Annotated in this window: 24 protein-coding genes and 1 pseudogene; 19 read left to right on the top strand and 6 right to left on the bottom strand. The window is 37.5% G+C overall.

Going from position 1 to position 22,493, the window contains the following annotated elements:
* Nucleotides 1-125: 125 nt before the first annotated feature.
* Nucleotides 126-1,097: a F510_1955 family glycosylhydrolase gene (locus JN080_RS02875; protein WP_256234397.1), complete on the top strand. Its 972-nt coding sequence runs from the start codon at nt 126-128 to the stop codon at nt 1,095-1,097.
* 96 nt (nt 1,098-1,193) lie between these two features.
* Here JN080_RS02875 and sigK read toward each other — a convergent pair whose 3' ends face one another.
* Both sigK and pssA read right to left on the bottom strand, forming a co-directional pair.
* A complete protein-coding gene (gene sigK, locus JN080_RS02870; RefSeq protein ID WP_256234396.1) occupies nt 1,194-1,910 on the bottom strand; it encodes an RNA polymerase sporulation sigma factor SigK in 717 nt (238 codons plus the stop codon).
* Nucleotides 1,911-2,113: 203 nt separating this feature from the next.
* Nucleotides 2,114-2,653: a CDP-diacylglycerol--serine O-phosphatidyltransferase gene (gene pssA, locus JN080_RS02865; RefSeq protein WP_256234395.1), complete on the bottom strand. Its 540-nt coding sequence runs from the start codon at nt 2,651-2,653 to the stop codon at nt 2,114-2,116.
* 239 nt (nt 2,654-2,892) lie between these two features.
* Here pssA and JN080_RS02860 point away from each other — a divergent pair, with 239 nt between their 5' ends.
* Nucleotides 2,893-3,669, top strand: a complete 777-nt coding sequence (locus JN080_RS02860; protein WP_256234394.1) for a phosphatidylserine decarboxylase — start codon at nt 2,893-2,895, stop codon at nt 3,667-3,669.
* Between the two features lie 78 nt (nt 3,670-3,747).
* Here the strand turns inward: JN080_RS02860 and sda are convergent, their stop codons facing one another.
* A complete protein-coding gene (gene sda / locus JN080_RS02855; RefSeq protein ID WP_256234393.1) occupies nt 3,748-3,888 on the bottom strand; it encodes a sporulation histidine kinase inhibitor Sda in 141 nt (46 codons plus the stop codon).
* Nucleotides 3,889-4,414: 526 nt separating this feature from the next.
* Between sda and JN080_RS02850 the strand changes: the two genes are divergently transcribed.
* Genes JN080_RS02850 through JN080_RS02815 form a run of 8 tightly spaced genes read left to right on the top strand, consistent with a single transcriptional unit; the run spans nt 4,415 to nt 9,479 of the window.
* Complete coding sequence (locus tag JN080_RS02850) at nt 4,415-4,930, top strand: YqeG family HAD IIIA-type phosphatase (protein ID WP_256234392.1); 516 nt, start codon at nt 4,415-4,417, stop codon at nt 4,928-4,930.
* Between the two features lie 3 nt (nt 4,931-4,933).
* The gene (gene yqeH, locus JN080_RS02845) at nt 4,934-6,040 is read left to right on the top strand and encodes a ribosome biogenesis GTPase YqeH (RefSeq protein WP_256234390.1); all 1,107 of its coding nucleotides are present in this window, start codon (nt 4,934-4,936) and stop codon (nt 6,038-6,040) included.
* Nucleotides 6,041-6,094: 54 nt separating this feature from the next.
* Nucleotides 6,095-6,943 (top strand): shikimate dehydrogenase, encoded by an 849-nt coding sequence (aroE, locus tag JN080_RS02840; RefSeq protein ID WP_256234389.1) that lies wholly within the window; start codon nt 6,095-6,097, stop codon nt 6,941-6,943.
* Nucleotides 6,930-7,223, top strand: a complete 294-nt coding sequence (yhbY, locus tag JN080_RS02835; RefSeq protein ID WP_256234388.1) for a ribosome assembly RNA-binding protein YhbY — start codon at nt 6,930-6,932, stop codon at nt 7,221-7,223. The genes aroE and yhbY overlap by 14 nt, the downstream gene beginning before the upstream one ends.
* Before the next feature lie 26 nt (nt 7,224-7,249).
* A complete protein-coding gene (locus JN080_RS02830) occupies nt 7,250-7,819 on the top strand; it encodes a nicotinate-nucleotide adenylyltransferase (RefSeq protein WP_256234387.1) in 570 nt (189 codons plus the stop codon).
* Complete coding sequence (yqeK, locus tag JN080_RS02825) at nt 7,809-8,375, top strand: bis(5'-nucleosyl)-tetraphosphatase (symmetrical) YqeK (protein WP_256234386.1); 567 nt, start codon at nt 7,809-7,811, stop codon at nt 8,373-8,375. The genes JN080_RS02830 and yqeK overlap by 11 nt, the downstream gene beginning before the upstream one ends.
* Nucleotides 8,376-8,379: 4 nt before the next feature.
* Complete coding sequence (gene rsfS / locus JN080_RS02820; protein WP_256234385.1) at nt 8,380-8,736, top strand: ribosome silencing factor; 357 nt, start codon at nt 8,380-8,382, stop codon at nt 8,734-8,736.
* Nucleotides 8,733-9,479: a class I SAM-dependent DNA methyltransferase gene (locus tag JN080_RS02815; protein WP_256234384.1), complete on the top strand. Its 747-nt coding sequence runs from the start codon at nt 8,733-8,735 to the stop codon at nt 9,477-9,479. Before rsfS ends, JN080_RS02815 begins: the two co-directional genes overlap by 4 nt.
* A gap of 139 nt (nt 9,480-9,618) precedes the next feature.
* Here the strand turns inward: JN080_RS02815 and comER are convergent, their stop codons facing one another.
* Nucleotides 9,619-10,434: a late competence protein ComER gene (gene comER / locus JN080_RS02810; RefSeq protein WP_256234383.1), complete on the bottom strand. Its 816-nt coding sequence runs from the start codon at nt 10,432-10,434 to the stop codon at nt 9,619-9,621.
* A gap of 85 nt (nt 10,435-10,519) precedes the next feature.
* Between comER and JN080_RS02805 the strand changes: the two genes are divergently transcribed.
* The 3 genes and pseudogenes from JN080_RS02805 (at nt 10,520) to JN080_RS02795 (ending at nt 14,416) form a co-directional block, all read left to right on the top strand.
* Nucleotides 10,520-11,191 carry a helix-hairpin-helix domain-containing protein gene (locus JN080_RS02805; RefSeq protein ID WP_256234382.1) on the top strand — a complete coding sequence of 224 codons (672 nt, stop codon included), beginning with the start codon at nt 10,520-10,522 and terminating at the stop codon, nt 11,189-11,191.
* Between the two features lie 86 nt (nt 11,192-11,277).
* Nucleotides 11,278-11,724, top strand: a pseudogene (locus JN080_RS02800) (ComE operon protein 2); the annotation flags it as partial.
* A 364-nt stretch (nt 11,725-12,088) separates the two neighbouring features.
* Entirely contained in the window at nt 12,089-14,416 is a 2,328-nt protein-coding gene (locus JN080_RS02795) for a DNA internalization-related competence protein ComEC/Rec2 (RefSeq protein WP_256234381.1), read from the top strand.
* A 90-nt stretch (nt 14,417-14,506) separates the two neighbouring features.
* Here the strand turns inward: JN080_RS02795 and JN080_RS02790 are convergent, their stop codons facing one another.
* A complete protein-coding gene (locus JN080_RS02790) occupies nt 14,507-14,641 on the bottom strand; it encodes a YqzM family protein (RefSeq protein WP_256234380.1) in 135 nt (44 codons plus the stop codon).
* Nucleotides 14,642-14,935: 294 nt separating this feature from the next.
* On the opposite strand from JN080_RS02790, the gene holA reads away from it, so the two are divergent.
* The gene (gene holA, locus JN080_RS02785; RefSeq protein WP_256234379.1) at nt 14,936-15,949 is read left to right on the top strand and encodes a DNA polymerase III subunit delta; all 1,014 of its coding nucleotides are present in this window, start codon (nt 14,936-14,938) and stop codon (nt 15,947-15,949) included.
* Between the two features lie 130 nt (nt 15,950-16,079).
* On the opposite strand, the gene rpsT is transcribed toward holA, so the two are convergent.
* Nucleotides 16,080-16,340: a 30S ribosomal protein S20 gene (rpsT, locus tag JN080_RS02780; protein ID WP_256234378.1), complete on the bottom strand. Its 261-nt coding sequence runs from the start codon at nt 16,338-16,340 to the stop codon at nt 16,080-16,082.
* A gap of 214 nt (nt 16,341-16,554) precedes the next feature.
* On the opposite strand from rpsT, the gene gpr reads away from it, so the two are divergent.
* The 5 genes from gpr (at nt 16,555) to hrcA (ending at nt 22,404) form a co-directional block, all read left to right on the top strand.
* Complete coding sequence (gene gpr, locus JN080_RS02775) at nt 16,555-17,676, top strand: GPR endopeptidase (protein ID WP_256234377.1); 1,122 nt, start codon at nt 16,555-16,557, stop codon at nt 17,674-17,676.
* A 45-nt stretch (nt 17,677-17,721) separates the two neighbouring features.
* Nucleotides 17,722-18,090 (top strand): DUF3679 domain-containing protein, encoded by a 369-nt coding sequence (locus tag JN080_RS02770; RefSeq protein ID WP_256234376.1) that lies wholly within the window; start codon nt 17,722-17,724, stop codon nt 18,088-18,090.
* Between the two features lie 118 nt (nt 18,091-18,208).
* Nucleotides 18,209-20,044, top strand: coding sequence for a translation elongation factor 4 (lepA, locus tag JN080_RS02765; RefSeq protein ID WP_256234375.1), 1,836 nt, complete (start codon nt 18,209-18,211; stop codon nt 20,042-20,044).
* Nucleotides 20,045-20,148: 104 nt separating this feature from the next.
* A complete protein-coding gene (hemW, locus tag JN080_RS02760) occupies nt 20,149-21,294 on the top strand; it encodes a radical SAM family heme chaperone HemW (RefSeq protein WP_256234374.1) in 1,146 nt (381 codons plus the stop codon).
* 78 nt (nt 21,295-21,372) lie between these two features.
* Nucleotides 21,373-22,404 (top strand): heat-inducible transcriptional repressor HrcA, encoded by a 1,032-nt coding sequence (hrcA, locus tag JN080_RS02755; protein WP_256234697.1) that lies wholly within the window; start codon nt 21,373-21,375, stop codon nt 22,402-22,404.
* Nucleotides 22,405-22,493 lie beyond the last annotated feature (89 nt).

Genomic DNA, 22,493 nt, shown 5'->3' with positions numbered 1-22,493 from the left:
ATAAAGTATAATTTAGATGAATATTTGACAACTGTATGGGGACTAGGGTATAAGTGGATGGAATACATTTTAAAGAATTCTAAATGTTCGAATTATGGCATATACGGTATCAGGAGGTAACAAAGTTGATTGTAAAAAAGCAAGTCTTTCTTTCCATACTAATCGGCACTTTCTTCGTCATTGCAGGATGTACAAATCAAAATACAAAACCCTCTAATCAAGAAAATAAGTCAGAAGTAAAAGCGGTCCATTTTCAAGTTGTTCCTGCAAAGAACCAAAAATTGGGTCAAATTCGCGGGATCGGATTTCCGGGAAATGATCAGGCCCTTTATATTGCGACCAATGATGGATTAAAATTTTATTTGGATTCAAAATGGCTGGAAACTTCAGCAAATAAGCATGATTATATGAGCCTTCAAGCGATAGAAGCAGGATTTTTATCAAGCGGGCATCCACAAAAGGGTGCAGGCTTAAAAGATCCGCTTGGTCTTGTTGAAAGCACTGATAAAGGGAAAACCCTAAAAAGATTGGCTTTTTACGGAAAAGGGAATTTTCATTTTGTGTCAGCTAGCTTCTCTGGAAATGGAATCTATCTAATTAATGAACGACCAATTGATAAACTTGATCCAGGTATTTATTTTTCAAAAAATGGTGGAAAAAATTGGAGTAAAAGTACATTAACCAATTTCACTGCAGACTCATTTGGAACAATTGCCGTTCATTCGAAAGATGGAAATATTATGGCAATGTCGACAAGAACAGGAATCTTTTATTCAGAGGATTTTGGGAATACAATGAAAGCCATCACTGGACCGGATATGATTACGGCATTAACCTTTAGTGGGGATGAAATTTTATATTCAAGTGTCGAGGATAAAAAGATTTTACTGAAAAAAGTTAACCCAAAAACAGGGGAACAGGCAAATGTTGTTTTTCCATTCCTTGATTACGACAATCCCGTAACATATTTAGCAGTAGACCCAAAAAATGAAAATAAACTTGCTTTTGCTACCTATAAGAATGATTTATATGAGTCAATCGATGGAGGGAAAAGCTGGAACAATGTGTTGGCAAGCGGAAGGATAGAGCAGGAATAATTCTCCTGCTCTAGTGAAGCTTTTGAAACCCTTTTCAATTGTCTCTCAAGCCTACGGATGTTTACCTATTTCATCACATTAAGAAGTCCTGTCTGCTTACCCTTTGTTTTTTCTTTCTTTTTCTGCTCGATAAAATTCATGAAACATTTTCATTAACGCCCGCTTTTCAATCCTCGAAACATAGCTTCTTGAAATTCCTAACTCTTTGGCAATTTCACGTTGGGTCTTTTCTTTTTGAAGGTCAAGTCCAAATCTGCCAATAATGACTTCCTTTTCCCTGTCATCAAGAACATCAATGTATTTTTTTATTTTTTCAAGCTCCATGTTCAATTGGATGGTGTCTATTACATCCTCAGATTCCGATTTAAGTACATCAATTAAAGAAATTTCGTTCCCTTCTTTATCTTGGCCGATGGGGTCATGTAAGGAAACGTCTTTTTTTGTCTTCTTAAGGGCTCGTAAATGCATCAAAATTTCATTTTCAATACACCTGGCAGCATAAGTAGCCAGCTTTGTTCCCTTGCCTTCAGAAAAGCTTTCAATGGCTTTAATTAAACCAATTGTACCAATGGAAATTAAATCCTCAGAATCTTCGCCTGTATTTTCAAATTTTTTTACAATATGGGCAACAAGCCGTAAATTATGTTCAATTAGAATGTTTCGAGCATGGGAATCCCCATCTGCCATTAAACGTAAATACTTTCTTTCCTCTGCCGCAGATAGAGGTTGGGGAAAAGCATTGTTTTTTACATAAGAAACGAGAAATAAAAACTCCTTCACTAAGTAACCAAGTGCAGTCAAGATGCCGGACATGAACATCCACCCCCGCTTTCCTTAAGGACTATCGCCTATAACTCATTCCTATGAAAGAATTCTTGGGTTTGTGTCTGTCCAGCTAATTTTTATTTGCGGTATCTGAATTTTCATAAAAATGACCTATTTTTCTCATCGATAGGATGGCAAAAATAGGTCATTATTTATAGGTAAGAAAGCATACGTTTAAGGCGCTTCCGCTTTTAAATTTTCTTGAGTTTAAAGGATGCAACCATTAGGAAAGATAAAATAATCATAAAGAATAAAAAGACTTGAGCAGGAAAGTAAGGTATTGCTAAAAAGCTCAAGGTGATTAAACAGCCTGCTGCGGTTATTGGTAAGCCAGTAAAATAACCATTGCTTTCTGAAATATTGAATCGAGCTAATCTGAATGCACCGCATCCAATATAAAAAATAGTGAAAAATGTACCAGGTCCGCCAAAATCGTGTATAATTCCTTGGTACAGTAATAGAGCAGGTGCAATGCCAAATGATATAATATCACTCATGGAATCTAATTGTTTTCCTAGGTCTGACTCAATATTAAACTTTCTGGCAATCATTCCATCAAAACGGTCGGCAAGAGCTGCAATAAAAATTAACAGCAAGCTTAGCCGCAAATTTCCGTTGACACTAAAGATAATCGCAAAACCGCCTAATGTTAAATTTCCTAAAGTAATTAAATTTGCGGTTTGAGACTTTAATTTTTTGATTGTGACATCTAAGACTTCTAAAAAAAACATTCTTCTCAACTCCTTATTAACAACAGACAAAAGGAAAGAATTGCGCTTCGCTGTTTGTAATCCTATGCATAAATTCCTACCCTTTATCTCTTGATCAAAGGGGGCTTATTGGGGGAAATCAAGCCATTATCATGATGAATTGCTCGCCAAAATTGGAATGATTTACTATATATTATTTAATTTTAAGCGTTTTATGCTAGTTCGTAAAGGGAATTTTTACACTATTTGGGGGGAATACATTGAGAAAGCTGTTATATCGTCTATTGATTGAACTTACAAATGGAAGATTTACTTCAAGTATCCTAAAATGGTTCTCTCGATCTCCGATAAGTCGTTTTATTGTGCCATCATTTGCAAGAATATATCAATTAAACCAAGCGGAGATGGACAAAACTATATTGGAATATCTGACATTAAATGATCTTTTTACACGAAAGTTAAAAACAGGTGTGAGAAAAATTGATTTACTGCCTAATTCTGTCATTAGCCCGGTTGATGCGATTATTGAAGATATCGGCATGATTAAAGAAACAAGCGAAATGGAAGTGAAGGGAAAAATTTATTCGGTGAAGGAAATGCTGGGTGACCAAACAGTGCTAGAAAAATATTTAGATGGGACTTATCTGATACTTTATTTAAGTCCAAGCCACTATCACCGAATCCATAGCCCGGTAACAGGAAAGATTACCAAGCAATGGACTTTGGGCTCCAAATCCTACCCAGTTAATAAATGGGGATTGAAATATGGCGTTAGACCGCTTTCAAAAAACTATCGAGTTATTACGGAATTAAAAACTGCTTATGGTTTCATGGCTGTTGTAAAGGTAGGAGCGATGTTTGTCAATTCGATTGAAATAACCCATCCAGGAGGTGAACTGAACAAAGGGGAGGAAATGGCTTATTTTAGCTTTGGTTCCACTGTGATTTTACTGTTTGAGAAAGGAACTTTTCAAATAGACACGATTCAAATACCACTGGAAGTAAAGGTGGGTGAAAGAATCGGCTATTTTAGGTGAGACATGGTAGAACTTTTGGTATCTAAATGATCGTGTTGCTCCCTATAAAAGAAAAAGCCCATTTGGGCAGAGGGAAGATTAAGAGGAAATCTTAATTTTGTTGGATAATGAACGCCGGTGAATTTCAGTTTCAATGAGGAGGATAAATTCGGTGCTTAAATTTAGCTCGATTGCTTTCAAGTATGACTCTATCAGTAATTCATCTGAAAGTTTGCGCATGCCATTTTCACCTCCCGTAAACAATCGTTCTAACTTAACACATTTTGCATAAAATTGTAGGTACGACTCTTTATCCTTAATCTACCAAATTTAAAGTTTTAGAACAACCGTTCTTGTTATCCACAGATAGCAGTGGATAACTTGTGGCTAACTTGTTTATAAATATACAGAAAACGGTTGCGGCAATGGGTATAATGTTAATAAAATTATCCACAGTGTTGAAAAAATTAAGAGGTTGTCGAAAAGTTTTTTGAATTTGACATCTTAGTAGGGCGATTCGACATTTATTTCAGTTCGTAAGAATTTGGAATATCAGCTCTTGTCGGTTTTTCCTTTGAAAGAAAGGGTAAAATTGGTTATGATATAAAGAAAACTCTCCGGTTGGTAAGCCCTAAAGGGCGAAGGCAGAGGGGTAGCTGGACTTATGCGTAATAGGAAAGAAAACTTGCGGATTGTGTTATGATAGACGTTATTCATTTATGTTAGAAAAAAGTGAATTTGATTTAATTTAATGAGGTGTACTGTGTTGCTAAAGCATTTTTTACCGGATGAGCATGTTAAAAGCGTTTTGGATATAACTCCTAATGAATTAAAGACTAGAGGGATTAAAGGGATTATTACGGATTTAGATAATACACTTGTTGAATGGGATCGTCCCCAAGCGCCGCCGCAGTTAGTGACATGGTTTGAAAATATGAAAAAAAATCATATTCTTGTGACGATTGTTTCCAATAATAAGGAAAACCGAGTTAAGTCATTTTCAGATCCACATAAAATCCCGTTCATTTTTCGGGCTAAAAAACCGCTGGGACGGGCCTTTCATCAAGCCATTAAGCAAATGGGAATTAACAAGGAAGAGGCCGTGGTTATTGGTGATCAATTATTGACAGATGTATTTGGGGGAAACCGGAGCGGGTTTCATACAATTTTAGTTGTGCCGGTTGCACAAACAGACGGAATTGCTACAAAACTCAACCGATTTGTTGAACGGAGAATTTTAAATTGGTTTAGAAAAAAAGGTATGATTCAATGGGAGGATTAAAGTGTGAGTGAAGATCAATATGTATGTACAGGGTGCGGTGTCAAACTTCAAACAGAAAACCCAAATGAATTAGGCTATGCACCTAAATCCTCATTAGAAAAAGAAGTAATTATATGCCAGCGCTGTTTTCGTTTGAAGCATTATAATGAGGTTCAGGACGTAAGTTTAACTGATGATGATTTTTTAAAAATTCTAAATGAAATTGGTAAAAGTGATGCTCTTATCGTGATGATTGTCGATATATTTGATTTTAACGGAAGCTGGATTCCAGGGATGCATCGTTTTGTGGGTAGTAATAAGATTTTGCTAGTTGGAAATAAGGTTGATTTGCTTCCAAAATCCGTTAATCATGGCAAATTAATTCGCTGGATGAAACATGAAGCAAAGGATCTTGGGCTAAGACCTGAAGAAGTATTTCTTGTCAGTGCCGCTAAAGGCCTTTTTATTAAAGAGACAACTGCAGCAATAGATGAATCCCGGAATGGTAAGGACGTTTATGTTGTAGGGTGTACAAATGTTGGGAAATCTACTTTTATTAACAGAATTATAAAAGAAGTAACGGGTGAAGAAGATGTTATCACAACTTCTCATTTCCCTGGTACAACATTGGATATTATCAAAATCCCTTTAGATGATGGCAGGGCGTTAATTGATTCACCAGGAATTATTAATCATCATCAAATGGCTCACTTTGTAGAAAAAAAAGATTTAAAAATTATCACGCCTAAAAAAGAAATAAAACCAAAAGTCTTTCAATTGAATGAAGGTCAAACATTGTTTTTTGGAGGATTAGCAAGGTTCGATTACGTAAGTGGAGGCAGAAGATCATTTGTTTGCTATGTTTCGAATGATGTTTTGATTCATCGCACTAAAATGGAAAATGCAGACGAACTATATAATCAGCATGTTGGGGAAATGCTGGCTCCACCAAGAAAAAATCAATTAGATTCCTTTCCAGAGTTGGTGAAACAAGAATTTTTCATTAAAGAGCCAAAGACAGATATTGTTTTCTCCGGTCTTGGCTGGATTACAGTAAATGAACCAGGGGCTAAAGTAATTGCTTACGCACCAAAAGGGGTACAGACACTAATAAGAAAATCACTTATTTAGGATAGAAAAAATTTTAAAATAAAAACGAAAACAAGGGGATTGGAGAGAAAATTTGTGAAGAAGCTTTTTGCTGTATTGGGAGATCCGATTGGTCATTCGATGTCACCGCTGATGCACAATGATTTATTTACTCACTATAATATTGATGCCGCCTATCTTCCTTTTCAAGTTAAACCAAATGATTTGGAGACTGCTGTTAAGGGACTGACGTCAATTGGAGTCGGTGGCTTTAATGTAACAGTTCCACATAAAAGTGCAATCATTCCTTTTTTAGATGGTGTTGATGAATTAGCCAAGAGTATCGGAGCTGTTAACACAGTTGTCAATCAAGACGGAATGCTGATTGGTTATAATACGGATGGTCCAGGGTTTATCAAAGGTTTGGAGGGTTCTGTTCCTTCACTATCAGATCAAAGGATATTGATCATTGGTGCCGGCGGGGCTGCTCGGGCAATCTATTTTACGTTAGCCAAGGATGCTCCCATTGCCGTTGATATTGCCAATCGAACAGTTGAAACTGCCTTGCAGCTAGTGGAAGATTGCCCATTTCCGATACCATCTAAAGCCATTTCTTTGGATGAGGCAAATAAAAGCCTGGGCAATTATGACTTAATTATTCAAACGACAATGATTGGGATGTACCCGAAGGTTTCAGAACAGCCTGTTGACCTCTTGAATCTTAAAAAGCAGGTACTAGTATGTGATATTATCTACAACCCGCTATATACCCAATTTTTGCAGGAAGCTAAAAGCCGGGGAGCGAGTGTCCAAAATGGAATCGATATGTTCGTATATCAAGGGGCGCTTGCTTTTGAAAAATGGACGGGGATTTTTCCTGATATCCAGAGAATGAAAGAAAATGTTTTAAAGCAGCTTGGAGGCGCAAACTATGTTAACTGGTAAACAAAAAAGTTTTTTAAGGTCAAAAGCACACCACTTGGACCCTATTTTTCAAGTAGGGAAAGGTGGAGTAAACGAAAATATGATCAAACAAATTTCAGATGCGTTAGAAGCAAGGGAGCTTTTCAAAGTTAGTGTTCTGCAAAACTGTGAGGTAGATAAAACAGCTGTTGCAGAGCAGTTGACAGGAGGAACAGGAGCTGAACTTGTTCAAATTATTGGAAATACAATTATTCTTTACAAAGAGTCTGTTGAACATAAACAATTAACGCTTCCCCAATAGGAACAAAAAGGAGGGCCCATGTCATCATGAAAAAAATAGGGATTTTGGGAGGAACTTTTGACCCGCCCCACCATGGTCATCTTCTAATTGCAAATGAGGTTCTTTCAGCCCTAGATCTTGATGAAATATGGTTTATGCCCAACCAGGAACCCCCTCATAAGCAGAAATCGAAATCGATCACAAATGAAGATCGTTTGGAAATGCTAAAGCTGGCAATTGAAGGAAACCATCAATTTCGAATACAAACGATTGAATTGGAACGGAACGGTCCCTCTTTTACGGTTGATACAATGAAAATTATCAGGGCAAATTATAAAAACCATCAATTTTTCTTTATTATTGGAGCAGATATGATTGAATATTTGCCTAAATGGTATAAAATTGACGAATTAGTCCAGTTAGTTCAGTTCGTTGGCGTTGAGAGGCCTGAATATAATCATGATACGATCTTTCCCATTATTTATGTGGACGTTCCAGCAATGGAGGTTTCATCAAGCATCATCCGTGAAAGACTAAAAAAGGGGAAACCAGTCCGTTACTTATTGCCGGATTCGGTTATTCAATATATCGAGGAGAACCACTTATATGGAACGTGAACAAGCCTTAACGATCGTTAAGAACCAATTGACGGAACACCGGTATCAACATACATTGGGTGTGACAGATACTGCCATTACTTTGGCAAAGCAATATGGTGTGGATGAAAAAAAAGCAGAACTTGCTGCTATTTTTCATGATTATGCAAAATTTCGTCCAAAGGATGAAATGAGAGAAATAATTATTACTCAAGGAATGCCAAAAGAATTACTTGAGTTTAATATGGAATTATGGCATGCTCCTGTTGGAGCATATTTAGCAGAGCATGAAGCAGGAATTACGGACCAAGAGGTTCTGGGAGCGGTCCGTTATCATACATCCGGAAGAACGGGAATGACAACACTTGAAAAAGTCATCTATTTAGCGGACTATATTGAGCCGGGGCGCCACTTTCCAGGAGTGGAAGAGGTTAGAGAACTGGCCAAATTAAATTTAAATACAGCCTTAATAAAGGCAGTTCAAAATACAATCATATTTTTAATGAAAAAAAATCAAGCCATATATCCTGATACTTTTCATACCTACAATGATCTCATAATGAACAAGGAGGATTGATTGAATGGACAATCGTGATCTACTAAACATAGCAGTAAAGGCTGCAGATGATAAACGGGCTGAGGATATTGTCGCCCTAAATATGAAAGGGATTTCGCTTATTGCGGATTATTTCATTATTTGTCATGGAAACTCGGATAAACAAGTTCAAGCAATTGCAAGAGAGATAAAAGAAAAGACCGAAGAAAGCCAATTTACTGTGAAAAGAATCGAAGGCTTTGATGAAGCAAGATGGGTGCTGCTTGATCTTGGAGATGTTGTCGTTCATGTGTTCCTTCGTGATGAAAGGACTTATTATAACCTTGAGCGTCTATGGGGTGATGCTCCTTTAGAAGATATTCGCAGTGTGATTAATCCATGAGTTATGAACAATTTGCTTATCTTTACGATGAATTGATGCAGGATGCTCCGTATGATAAGTGGGTAAACTTTGTTGTGGAACGCTTACATCAATATGATTTCAAGGGGAAGTCATTGCTTGATTTGGCTTGTGGAACAGGGGAGCTCTCTGTTCGATTTGCCAAGCGGGGGTTTGATGTTACGGGGGTAGATTTATCGTCGGATATGCTCTCAGTTGCCAGAGCAAAAGCAGAAGAGCTAGGACTTAGAATTCCTTTTTTTGAGCAGGATATGGCAGAATTGGAAGGTTTGGGGTCTTTTGATATGATTGGGATCTTTTGCGATTCGTTAAACTATTTACAGACAGAAGAAAAGGTAGTAAATACTTTTTTAAAAGCTGCACTAAATTTGCGAAAAGATGGTATCCTCTTTTTTGATGTACACTCCATTTTTAAAATAACCGAGCAATTTATTGATCATACCTTTACGTTAAACGATGAGCATGTAGCCTATATCTGGGATAGTTTTCCCGGGGAGCATCCAAACAGCGTTGAACATGAGTTGAGCTTTTTTGTACTGGATGAACGTGATGGAAAATACAATCGTATTGATGAGTTTCATGAACAGCGGACATTTTCAATTGATCAATATTCACTGTGGTTGGAGGAGACTGGGTTTGAGATCCTAGAAATTACTGCTGATTTTGAGGAAAAACCACCACGGTCAGATTCAGAAAGAAATTTTTTTATGGCACGAAAAAAGTAGTCAGATAAAGGCTCCCACGAAAAATCAACAAGTCACAAAATACTTTTGATTTTTCGTGGTAAAGCAGGCTAGCTATTTTTTTTATAAAAAAATTCATGAACAAGCAGGAATTTCTAGTCTTCATAGAGAATTAATTGTTTTAAAGCTGCAATTTTACCTTTTCAAGATCTTCCTTAAACTTCTCGTGTGTGGCTTGGAAGACATGTTCAAAAACATCTCCTAACTCTTCTTCCATTATATTTATCCCAACGCCTGTTATACCGCCCTTTACACAGACTTTATCCAATAATGTCGGCAATGTATAATGTCCTTGCTTTAAAAGATCACCCAAGCCAACAATCATCTCACTTGCCAGCTTTGTTGCCACTCTTTCCTCAATTCCGGTTTCCCTTACTGCAGCTTGAATAAATCGTTGTATCAAATAACTAAAAAAAGCAGGACCACAACTTACAATATCTGAAGCAACCCGCGTTACTTTTTCCTCGATTTCAACTGGAACCGAGATTTTTGCAAATAACTGCTGAACATATACCTTCCAAACTGGGTTACATTGATTTCCATAAGTTAAAAGGGACACTCCTGATAAAGCTCGATTTGTAATACTCGGAATCACCCTTGCAACTGAACATTCGACGTTTTTTTCTAATTGTTCTGTACTAATTGGACTAGTAATCGAAATCAGACACTTTTCTTTAGTAAGGAATGGGCATATTTCTTGTAAAATTGGAAAGACATCAAGCGGTTTTACGCACACAAATACTAAATCAGACTCAGCAGCGACATCCCCTGCACTCCTTCCCACCTTAATTCCCTTATATTTATTTTTAAGCATTAATGCTTTTGATTTTGACCTATTTGTAATCATTAATGATGTAGGGGATACCGCTTTTCCGTCTATGAAGGCCTCCACTAAAATTCTTCCCATATTTCCAGTACCAATGATACCTATATTCATAATTCCAACCCTCCTTAAACGAAAGATTCTTTTATAACCATATGAAAATCGATATTGAATTATACCTATGAAAGGATGATTGTATGTGAAGGAATGGTTAGCAGAACATAAGATTTTTCTGGGCGCAGGAGTACTGTTAGTTTTAGGCAGTCTTTATTATTTTTATCTATATCAACCCCAAGCTTCCACAGAACAACAATTGACGGGTATAGGGAAAAACGTTGCTTCGAGTGATAAGAAAGACAATCCGGCTTCAGTTGATGCAGTAAAAGATCAAAAGGATCAAACAAAACAACCTGAAAAAGATGAGACTGTTATTGTGGATGTGAAAGGAGAAATAAAACAGCCGGGGATTTATCATTCAAATCAAATGGAACGAGTATTTGATATAATCCAGAGAGCGGGGGGACTTACCGACAAAGCAGACCAAAGCCAAGTTAATTTTTCTGCACATGTCCAAGATGAAATGGTTATCTATATTCCCGCAAAAGGTGAAGCAAATAGCAGCTCACCTGTTATAGACTCTGTTCCATCCGGCACGACAAATAGTGCGGGAAAAAGTACTGGGAAAATCAATATCAATAAGGCAGATGAAAATGAATTGCAAAACATACCTGGGATTGGACCGGCGAAAGCAGCAGCTATCATCCAATATCGTCAGGAAAATGGTCCATTCAAAGCGGTTGAGGATTTGAAAAAAATTAGTGGGATTGGAGATAAAACATTTGAAAAATTAAAGGAATCAATTTCCATTTAATAGTGAATAACTTTCATTTGACCCCTTCAATCTTTTAAAAGTAAACTAATAGAGGATAACGATCGATATTTAAGGGAGTGTGGACAGTGGATAGAATTTCATGGGATCAGTATTTTATGGCACAAAGCCATTTGCTGGCATTAAGAAGCACATGTACGAGACTAATGGTTGGTGCCACCATTGTCCGGGATAAACGGATCATTGCAGGAGGATATAATGGATCGATTGCCGGGGGAGACCATTGTATTGATAAAGGGTGTTATGTCATTGACAACCATTGCGTTCGGACCATTCACGCTGAAATGAACGCACTTTTACAATGTGCGAAGTTCGGTGTTCCAACTGCAGGAGCTGAGATTTACGTAACCCATTTTCCGTGTCTCCAATGCTGCAAAGCGCTCATACAAGCGGGGATTAAAAGGGTCTATTATGCAGTAGATTACAAAAATCATCCATATGCAATCGAGCTTTTCGAACAGGCCGATGTAAGAGTTGAACATGTTGAATTAAAAGACCAATTGATTGATTTTCGAAAAATTAACCATTGAGGGTGTGACTCCTCTTATTCAAAAAAAGGAAGTATAAAATTTTGAACTTAGAGAACTGTCTAGCTCTAGCGCCCAGCGAGCTAGTGGACTTCGCCCACCTCCCTACGATAAGTCAAGCACGAATGCGCTAACGCGCTTCGTGTTTCCTTTGCCGCGTATTAACGGGCAGTAGATTCTCAACTGCCCGTAAAAACCCGGTTGGCTCAACTAACAATCAGCGAGAAAAGCACTCGCTGATTGAAGTTTCACCTTATCTCAGTCGGTGTTCCAGTCCTGTCGTGCGCTAAACGGGCGCTTCCGCTTTTCTAGGAGTCTGCCTTACATTCATTCTACATGGAGAATAGAAAATATGAATGGAAGATTAGTTTATATTGGTATTGCTTCTCTATTTGGTGTTCTATGTTCTTTGCAATCACTTTTGCTTTTTTTCTTTCTAGCGCTTGTTTATATTTTTATCTTAGTCAAATATAAACGGTTTACCAGCTTTGAATTACTATTTCTTGTAAGTATTTTTCTTCTGTCCCTTTTGACTTCGCAACTCGCACTAACCCATAATAAAACAAAAACCCCAATAACTTTAACCCTCTTTTATCTCGAATATATCGAGGATCCGATTATTGATGGAGATCTACTTCAAATTAAAGCTCAAGACATAAAAACCCACGAAAATTTTCTTTTACGATATAAGATAGAATCAGAAAAGGAAAAAAGGTTACTGGAAACTAGCAACTTTTATGGACAAATGTGTAGGGTAACTGGTTCCCTAAAAGAGCCAAAGCAAGCAAAAAATGAAAATGCCTTTAATTATCGAAAGTATTTAAACAGAAATTCAGTATTTTGGCTGTTGGAAAGTAAAAAAATGCCACTACAAAATTGCACCATTAAAAAGTTGAATGTAATAACCCTAATTAAACAAGTGCGCTTCCAAGGCATTCACTATCTTCAAGAGCATTTTCCTCCTGAGGTAGCAGCACTATCCAGCGCACTAATTTATGGTGACCGCAGCTTAATGACCCCCGAGCTTCTTACAAATTACCAAAAGGCAGGGATTTCACATTTGCTGGCAATATCTGGTCTGCATGTTGCCCTTTTAGTTGGAATGCTTTTTTATTTCGGAATTCGTCTCGGTGTAACAAGAGAGCATATGACTAATTTTATTCTGCTATTTCTTCCGGTATATGCTGTTTTGACGGGAGGGTCTCCTTCTGTAGTCCGTGCTGTGGTAACGATCTTCCTCGTTATGGCCACAATAAAGTGGAAAAGTAGGTTGAAGCTGCTCCCCATCGATGCGTTAAGTATTGCCTTTACTTTATTTCTTTTGCTGAATCCAATGGTTTTATTTGATGTTGGTTTTCAGCTGTCCTTTTCCGTTACCTCCGCCATCATTGTATCGGGCCCATCCATCCTACAGCAGTATCACAACAATATTACGCGCATGTTGGTAACTACTGTAATCGCACAATTATCAGCACTTCCTTTTATGTTATACCATTTCTTTGGGGTTTCATTGCTAAGCATTTTCATCAATTTGATTTTTATCCCTTTATATTCTTATCTTTTCCTCCCGGGTGTGTATTTCCTCTTCTTTTTACAAATCATATTTGGATCAGTCCCAATGCCATTAATGACTACGTTTGCAAAAATTGTTCAATATTCCAATAACATTACCCATTTATTCAGTGGTTTTTCATTTGCGGACTTTACTCCAGGCAGGCCAGGGCTTCCTTTTCTAGTGATTGATACGGTCATACTTTTTACTATTTTTATTTTATGGGAAGAAAAAAGCCGAAAGAGGAAAGGTACCATCATAGCCGTTTTATGTTTTATTTTATTATTCATGCCTACAGGCTGGAATCTGCTGAATCCATTTGGAGAGGTGTTAATGATCGATGTTGGACAAGGCGACAGCATCCTCATTCATCTTCCTTTTGGACAAGGAAATTACCTTATTGATACAGGCGGTACATTACAATTTCCTGCAGAACCATGGCAAAGGCGCGCTAAAACCTTTGAGACTGGTGAAGATGTGGTTGTTCCTTTTTTAAGAGGGAAAGGAGTTACCCGAATTGATAAATTGATTCTTACACATGGGGATACTGACCATATCGGGGGGACATTTGCCATTTTGAAGGAACTAAAGGTTAAGCAAATTCTAATGCCGGAGGTTGTAGATCAATCAGAGACTGAAAGATCAATTATTCATGCTGCAGAAGAAAGAGGGGTCGAGGTTGTGTTTGTATCAGCCGGAAACAAATGGGAACGAGGGGCTAGCCGTTTTGTTATTCTTTCTCCTGAAAAAAACTTTAAAGGTGAAAGAAATAGGGGCTCGATTGTCGTTCTAGCAGGTATAGGCGGGCTTAATTGGTTTTTTGGAGGAGACTTGGATCAGGAGGGAGAGGAAGAGGTTGTTAAGAAATATCCTAACATTTTAATTGATGTCTTGAAGGTTGGCCACCATGGCAGCAAAACTTCAAGTTCAGAAATGTTTCTAAACAGCTTTAAACCTAAGGTTGCACTTATTTCAGCAGGCGAAAAAAATCGGTTTGGGCATCCCCATCAAGAGGTACTTGATAAATTAACAAAAACCGGTTCGACTATTTTCCGAACAGATAAACAAGGAGAGATTACTTATCATTTTTTTAATGGAAAAGGAACCTTTTTCACCTTTTTACCATAGAATACAAAAAAATCAAAAGCATAAATAAGCAAACAAGAAAAAGACTGCATTAGCATGCAGTCCGCCCCCAAAATTATGTAGACGCAAACGTCAGGATCCGATTAATTTAATGACTGTCGCAATAATAAAAAGAATTGCAAAAAAGCCAAATGACCAGGAAAAACCTACGGCTGAATCAGTAGCATCGTTACGTTTACTTTGGACATTTTGTTCAAATTCGTTCACAGTCGACCCCTCCTATATTTCCATTATAGTATAAAGGATTTGAAAATAAAAATCTACCCTTCCTTTACTGACAAGAGTTTACACAAATAGTTTACAGATAGAATGCCACACTAAGATTACAAACAGGAACTCCGTCAGCCACTTTAGGTTTCTAGGGCCTAATGTACTGACGTTCAATATAGATTGGGAATTAGCGCCTATCCGAAAAGCGCTAATTCTCTTTTATGCTTGTATTATTGTCCAACCTTCATTACGATAGGAATGTAAATTGAAAAATTGAAGGTGCTGGACAAAATGGTATTAGAAATATGGAAACAAATAAAACAGCAGCAAATCGCTCCCATTTATTTATTATTTGGAAAAGAGGCATTTTTAATTAATGAAACGAAACAGATGCTACTTAATCATATTTTAAATGAGGATGAAAAGGATTTTAATTTCTCTATTTATGATTTGGAGGAAACACCAATTGAAGTTGCATTGGAAGATGCTGAGACCTTTCCGTTTATAGGTGAAAAAAAGGTTCTTTTTTTACATAATCCAGCCTTTTTAACGGCTGAGAAAACAAAGGAAAAGGTAATACATAATCTATCCAAATTAGAGTTGTATTTAAAAGAACCAGCCCCATTTTCTGTTCTCGTCCTGTCAGCTCCGTATGAAAAACTTGATGAACGGAAAAAAATTACGAAGGAATTAAAAAGAGCAGCAGTGACGGTTGAAGCCAAAAAGTTGAATGAGCAGGAATTAAAAGGCTGGATCAAAGAAAGAGCGAAACAAAATGGAATCGAAATCAAAACAGATGCGGTCGAGCTTTTGATTACTTTAGTAGGGAACAATCTATTCATGGTCACAAGCGAAATAGATAAATTAGCGCTATATGCAACAGATACCAAAATAGTTGATACAAGCATTGTAGAGAAATTAGTGGCAAAATCTCTAGAACAAAATATATTTTCGCTAATAGATAAAGTTGTCGGGAGAAAACTTGATGAAGCATTGAGAATTTATTATGACTTAATAAAGCAAAATGAGGAACCGATTAAAATTCTGGCTGTGCTTGCCGGACAGTTCCGGCTTATCTACCAAGTAAAAGAGCTGGCACGAAGGGGCTATGGACAGCAGCAAATCGCTGGTTACCTTAAAACACACCCTTTCCGAGTAAAATTGGCTGTCCAGCAGGCTGGAAAGTTTACAGATGAGGAATTAGCTGCAATCATGAAGCAACTCGCAGAGGCTGATTATCAGATGAAAACAGGCGGGATGAATAAATCGCTTTTAATTGAAATGTTTTTGTTTCATTTGAAATAGAAAAGCAGAAGTGCCTGTTTAGCGAAGTACACTAGGCGCTGGGCGCTGTAGCTGGACAGTTATCTTCCTTCAAAAATTAATACTTTAATGTATAAGAAAAAAACGATTCCCAACGGAATCGTTTTTTTTCTTATAGTACATTTAATTTTTTCATCAAGCGAGCTTTTTTACGAGCAGCTGCATTTTTATGAATAAGACCTTTGGCAGCAGCTTTATCTAATTGACTTGCAGCAGTTGCAAATGCATTTTTAGCAGTAGTGCTGTCATTTGTAGTAATTGCAGCTTCAACTTTTTTAACTGCAGTACGCATTGAAGATTTCACAGTTGTGTTTTGAGCGTTACGTACTTCGGTTGTTTTAACACGCTTAATAGCAGATTTAATGTTTGGCATCCGGTGGTTCACCTCCTACAAAGAATCGAGACTATATGAACTCGACTAAACATTCATAAACAATAATTAAGAACAAATGATATTTTATCAAACGCGGACGTATATTGCAATACTTGATTGAAGTTCAAGCTGATATCCCTGAATGTTTTTTAAAAATAAGGTTACCATAGCAAATAGTTATGAGTGGATGGAAACTTGAAATGGAGTGAGGAACATGAAGGAATCAGTAGATTTAAGTAAATACTCTGTTAGGACTGACTTAGCAATAGAAGCAAGAGAGATGGTACTCGCCGAAAGGGGCACAGTGGAACAAGAAGAGAACCTTTCGCAAATTGAAGGCGTAGTAATTAAAGAAAAAGATATTGATGATATAAAAATCTCATTAGTAGAGGTATCTGGTGAGGGAGAAACTCAGTTGGGGAAAAAAGCAGGCCGCTATTTAACGATCGAAGTTCAAGGGATTCGTGAGCAGGATACCCAGCTGCAACAAAAGGTGGAGGAGATATTCGCAAGTGAATTTGCCTATTTCTTAAAAGGAACAGGCATAAAGGAAACCGATTCTTGTCTTGTTGTTGGGCTTGGAAACTGGAATGTTACACCTGATGCACTTGGACCAATGGTTTGTGAAAACCTGTTGGTAACCCGGCATTTGTTTCAATTGCAACCGGAGAATGTTGAAGAGGGGTATCGCTCCGTTAGTGCTTTGTCTCCAGGGGTAATGGGGTTAACTGGAATTGAGACAAGTGATATTATTTTTGGAGTTGTTGAAAAAACAAAGCCAGACTTTGTTATCGCCATTGATGCACTTGCATCGAGATCGATTGAAAGGGTTAACTCAACGATTCAAATATCTGATACAGGAATTCACCCGGGGTCAGGTGTAGGAAATAAAAGAAAGGAATTAAGTAAAGATACGCTGGGGATTCCAGTGATCGCCATTGGTGTCCCAACTGTGGTAGATGCTGTTTCTATTACGAGTGATACCATTGATTTTATCTTAAAGCATTTTGGAAAAGAAATGAAAGAAGGAAACCGACCTTCCCGTGCGCTTGCTCCAGCTGGAATGAAGTTTGGGGAGCGCAAAAAATTAACTGATGAGGACCTGCCAGAGGAAAAGCATCGAAAAACCTTCCTGGGGATGATCGGAACCTTGGAGGATGAAGAAAAAAGAAAATTGATCTATGAGGTCCTTTCACCTCTAGGACATAATTTGATGGTAACCCCTAAGGAAGTTGATGTATTTATTGAGGATATGGCACATCTTATTGGCAGTGGATTAAATGCTTCCCTGCATCACACCGTTAATCAGGAAAATGCAGGATTTTATACGAGATAATGGCTATAGTAAAGATCCAGGTTCTATCAACTCTAGTAAAATCATATGAATAAAGTAGAGAAATTAGCCAAGCTTTTACCAAAAAAAGAGATAAGGTGTTCGGTTATGAGGATGTTTATGCTTAAAAGTTTTTGTATAGTAGCATTGATGTTCATTTCCGTTTTAGCAGGAATGCAAATGGCTCATGATGGCATCCATGAAATTAAAGGTAATAGTGATTCTAACCTCACTATAAAGGCTCCTAATATGAATACTTCTTTATTAGAAAATGACAGCTCGAGCCACGATATTATTGCCAAACAGCAAAAACTTGAAAAAATGAATGCGTTTAACCTTTTTTCCTCAATGGGAAAAAAATTGTCAGACGGAATCTCAAACAGCTCGGAAAAAATTATTAGGTCAATTGCAAAATAATCGTCAAAAAAGCGGTACCTCCATTCGGTACTGCTTTTCTTTTACATTGAATCTTAATAATCCTGCTGATATAATCAACAATAGTGTACATGCGCGAGTATAGTAGGAGTGAACGACCATGAACAGAGAAGAAAAACTAAAAAGACAAGCAAAGATAAGAAATTTTTCGATTATAGCCCACATTGACCATGGAAAATCAACATTGGCTGACCGTATATTGGAAAAGACAAATGCACTTTCATCCCGTGAAATGAAGGCCCAGCTCTTGGATTCCATGGACCTTGAGCGAGAACGAGGAATTACTATTAAGTTAAATGCAGTTCAATTAAAATATAAAGCAAAAGATGGAGAAGAATATATCTTCCATTTAATTGATACACCGGGACATGTCGACTTTACCTATGAGGTATCCCGCAGTCTTGCCGCATGTGAAGGAGCAATATTGGTTGTTGACGCAGCACAAGGAATTGAAGCACAAACACTTGCAAACGTATACCTTGCCCTTGACAACAATCTTGAGATACTGCCAGTAATTAATAAAATTGATTTGCCAAGTGCTGACCCTGAAAGAGTCCGTAATGAAATAGAAGAGGTAATCGGTTTGGATGCTTCTGAAGCCGTTCTGGCTTCTGCCAAGGCAGGTATTGGGATTGAGGAGATTCTTGAACAAGTCGTAGAAAAGAATCCGGCTCCTACCGGTGACCCAGAAGGCCCATTAAAAGCACTCATTTTTGATTCCCTTTACGATGCTTATCGTGGCGTAGTTGCTTACATTCGTGTCAGCGAAGGAACAGTAAAGGTCGGCGACAAAATCAAAATGATGGCAACCGGAAAAGAGTTTGAAGTGAATGAGGTTGGAGTTTTTACTCCAAAGGTCGTTTTATGTGATGAGCTGACAGTAGGGGATGTAGGCTTCCTGTCAGCTTCGATCAAAAATGTTGGGGATACTCATGTCGGTGATACGATCACGAACGCCAAAAATGGAGCAACAGAGCCCCTTCCTGGATATCGTAAAATGAACCCTATGGTCTATTGCGGACTTTATCCAATCGATAATGCGAAATTTAACGATTTACGTGATGCTTTAGAAAAGCTCCAGCTTAATGATGCAGCCCTTCAATTTGAACCGGAAACATCTCAAGCATTGGGATTTGGTTTCCGCTGTGGTTTTCTTGGTCTTCTCCATATGGAGATTATTCAGGAACGGATTGAACGTGAATTTAATATTGATTTAATCACCACGGCACCTAGTGTTATTTATCATGTCGTTATGACGGATGGAACAGAAATAAAAGTGGACAACCCATCTGATATGCCTGACCCGCAAAAAATTGACCGTGTTGAAGAGCCATATGTAAAAGCAACGATGATGGCACCAAACGACTATGTCGGAGCGATTATGGAACTTTGTCAGCAAAAACGGGGTAATTTTATTGACATGCAGTATGTCAGTGAAAACCGTGTAACGATAACCTATGATATCCCTCTAGCAGAGATTGTTTATGATTTCTTTGATCAATTAAAGTCTAGCACAAAGGGGTATGCTTCCTTTGACTACGAGCTAATTGGCTATAAACCATCTAGTTTGGTTAAAATGGATATATTGTTAAATACCGAAACTGTTGATGCTCTAAGTTTTATTGTTCATAAGGATTTTGCATATGAACGTGGGAAAATCATTGTTGAAAAATTAAAAGAATTAATTCCTAGACAGCAGTTTGAGGTACCGATCCAAGCAGCCATCGGCCAAAAAATTGTCGCCCGATCAACGATAAAAGCAATGCGCAAAAACGTTTTAGCTAAATGCTACGGCGGAGATATTTCCCGAAAACGGAAGTTATTGGAGAAGCAAAAAGAAGGCAAAAAGCGGATGAAACAGGTTGGTTCCGTTGAAGTTCCACAGGAAGCATTTATGGCAGTATTAAAAATGGACGATAATAATCAAAAGAAATAAATTGGAAACGAAAAGGGGTTAGACAAGCCGAAGTCGGTGGTGCTGGCCTCTTTTTCATCGTACGAAAATAATCTTTGAGCTTCAAACCATGGGGGTGAAAACCAATGATTAAGTCTGCATACATTCACATACCTTTTTGTGAGCACATTTGCCATTATTGTGATTTTAATAAAGTGTTTTTGCAGGGGCAGCCAGTGGATGAATACCTAAAAGCCCTTGAGCAAGAAATCATATTAACATATAAACAATACAAAGAGGATGAACTTGAAACGATTTTTGTTGGCGGTGGCACACCTACGGCACTAAATGAAAAGCAGCTTGACCGTTTATGTAAAACAATTAGAAATAACTTACCAATGAGTGAACGAGTTGAATTTACATTTGAAGCAAATCCAGGGGATTTATCGCATGAAAAATTGCAAATAGTAAAAGATGCCGGTGTTAATCGAATCAGCCTTGGTGTCCAAACCTTTAATGACGAATTATTAAAGCAAATCGGCCGAGCACACCGTGCAAGTGATGTGTACCGTTCTATTGCAGATATCAAGGAAATAGGATTTGAAAATATAAGTATTGATTTAATTTTTAGTTTACCAGGTCAAACAATTGCTGATTTTAAAGAAACTTTACAGCAGGCGTTTACTTTGGATATACCCCATTACTCCGGGTATTCCCTCATCATTGAGCCTAAAACAGTTTTTTATAACTTAATGACAAAAGGGAAACTTCTTACGCCTGGGGAAGACATTGAAGCGGAAATGTATGAGCTTCTCATGGAAGAAATGGATAAGAATGGGTTTCATCAATATGAAATCAGTAATTTTTCAAGACCAGGCTTTGAGAGCAGACACAATTTGACGTATTGGAATAACGAGGAGTATTTCGGTTTTGGAGCTGGAGCACATAGCTATATTGAATCCACTCGAAGGTCCAATCTGGGACCAATAAAGAAATACATGGACCAGATCGAAAGCGGTAAACTCCCAGTATTAGAAGAACACAAAGTAACAAAAGCAGAGCAAATGGAAGAAGAAATGTTTTTAGGATTACGGAAAACAGAAGGAGTTTCTGTTAGAAAGTTTAACTACAAATTCGGAATCGATCCAATTACGTTATTTCAAAATGAATTAACTAGTCTTGTTCAAAAAGGCTGGCTAGAAGTCAGCAATGAGCACATATATTTAACTAAAAGAGGCCGACTTTTAGGAAATGAAGTATTTCAATCCTTCTTGGGAATATCTAATGATTGACACCATCCCCTTAAATTTGATAATTTATTAGTAGAATTAGCACTCGGCTTTGAGGAGTGCTAACAGAGGTGATGAATGTTGTTAACAGATCGTCAATTATTAATTTTACAAGTTCTTGTTGATGACTTTATTCAATCCGCACAGCCAGTTGGTTCAAGAAGCCTGTCGAAGAAAAAGGGTATCTCCTTTAGCTCTGCAACGATTCGTAATGAAATGGCGGACTTGGAGGATTTGGGGTTTATTGAAAAAACACATACCTCTTCGGGGCGGATTCCATCTGAAAAAGGGTATCGTTATTATGTTGACCACTTGCTTTCACCCCAAAGGTTGAATCAACAAGAAATTATCACGATAAAATCGATCTTTGCTGAAAGAATTTTTGAGTATGAAAAGATAATCCAAAAGTCTGCAAAGATCTTATCGGAGTTAACCAATTATACTTCGATTGTTCTGGGACCGGCAGCAAGTGTCAATAAACTAAAACGAATCCAGATTGTTCCAATCAATAAAGAGACAGTTGTGGCTATTTTTGTAACGGATTCAGGTCACGTTGAGAATCGTACTTTGCACCTACCGGCTTCGATTGATGCTGGTGAGTTGGAAAAGACGGTAAATATTTTAAATGACCGCCTAATGAACGTACCGCTGAAAGAATTAAACGATAAAATTTACAAAGAAGTTGCTGCACTGTTACGGCAGCATATTCAAAATTTTGATTTAATGCTTCATACTGTTGCAGAAACATTTAAAATGCCAACAAATGAGAAGCTGTTTTTTGGCGGCAAAGCAAATATTTTAAGTCAACCGGATTTTCATGACTTAGATAAGATCCGCAATCTCATGAACATGATTGAACACGAGGATTGGGTTTATGATTTAATTAAGAAGAATCCAACCGGAATAAATGTCAAAATTGGTACGGAGAACAATAGCAGTGCCATGGAAAATTGCAGCTTGATTACTGCTACCTATTCCGTTGGAACAGAGAAATTAGGGACAATAGCCATTTTGGGACCAACGAGAATGGAGTATTCACGGGTTATCAGTTTATTGAAATTTTTAAGTAGTGATTTAACATCTGTATTGACAAATTTGTATCAAAATAAATAACGCTGGAGATATTGAATAAGGGTGGAATTCCTTTTTGTTCCATCCCTCTTTCCATGAAATACTTTTTTGATATAGATTTTTAATAAAAG

Source organism: Bacillus sp. EB600, from assembly GCF_024494385.1.
Taxonomy (GTDB): domain Bacteria; phylum Bacillota; class Bacilli; order Bacillales; family Cytobacillaceae; genus JAEVLT01.
Note: the sequence above shows the minus strand (reverse complement) of the source record. Positions and strands in the feature narration are given on the sequence as shown.

Coding starts and splice junctions, on each gene's coding strand:
- sigK (WP_256234396.1), bottom strand. CDS start 1,910: ATGTCCGGCATCTTGACTGCACTTGGTTACTTAGTGAAGGAGTTTTTA.
- pssA (WP_256234395.1), bottom strand. CDS start 2,653: ATGTTTTTTTTAGAAGTCTTAGATGTCACAATCAAAAAATTAAAGTCT.
- sda (WP_256234393.1), bottom strand. CDS start 3,888: ATGCGCAAACTTTCAGATGAATTACTGATAGAGTCATACTTGAAAGCA.
- yhbY (WP_256234388.1), top strand. CDS start 6,930: ATGTTAACTGGTAAACAAAAAAGTTTTTTAAGGTCAAAAGCACACCAC.
- JN080_RS02830 (WP_256234387.1), top strand. CDS start 7,250: ATGAAAAAAATAGGGATTTTGGGAGGAACTTTTGACCCGCCCCACCAT.
- yqeK (WP_256234386.1), top strand. CDS start 7,809: ATGGAACGTGAACAAGCCTTAACGATCGTTAAGAACCAATTGACGGAA.
- rsfS (WP_256234385.1), top strand. CDS start 8,380: ATGGACAATCGTGATCTACTAAACATAGCAGTAAAGGCTGCAGATGAT.
- JN080_RS02815 (WP_256234384.1), top strand. CDS start 8,733: ATGAGTTATGAACAATTTGCTTATCTTTACGATGAATTGATGCAGGAT.
- comER (WP_256234383.1), bottom strand. CDS start 10,434: ATGAATATAGGTATCATTGGTACTGGAAATATGGGAAGAATTTTAGTG.
- JN080_RS02795 (WP_256234381.1), top strand. CDS start 12,089: ATGAATGGAAGATTAGTTTATATTGGTATTGCTTCTCTATTTGGTGTT.
- holA (WP_256234379.1), top strand. CDS start 14,936: ATGGTATTAGAAATATGGAAACAAATAAAACAGCAGCAAATCGCTCCC.
- rpsT (WP_256234378.1), bottom strand. CDS start 16,340: ATGCCAAACATTAAATCTGCTATTAAGCGTGTTAAAACAACCGAAGTA.
- gpr (WP_256234377.1), top strand. CDS start 16,555: ATGAAGGAATCAGTAGATTTAAGTAAATACTCTGTTAGGACTGACTTA.
- JN080_RS02770 (WP_256234376.1), top strand. CDS start 17,722: ATGAATAAAGTAGAGAAATTAGCCAAGCTTTTACCAAAAAAAGAGATA.
- lepA (WP_256234375.1), top strand. CDS start 18,209: ATGAACAGAGAAGAAAAACTAAAAAGACAAGCAAAGATAAGAAATTTT.
- hemW (WP_256234374.1), top strand. CDS start 20,149: ATGATTAAGTCTGCATACATTCACATACCTTTTTGTGAGCACATTTGC.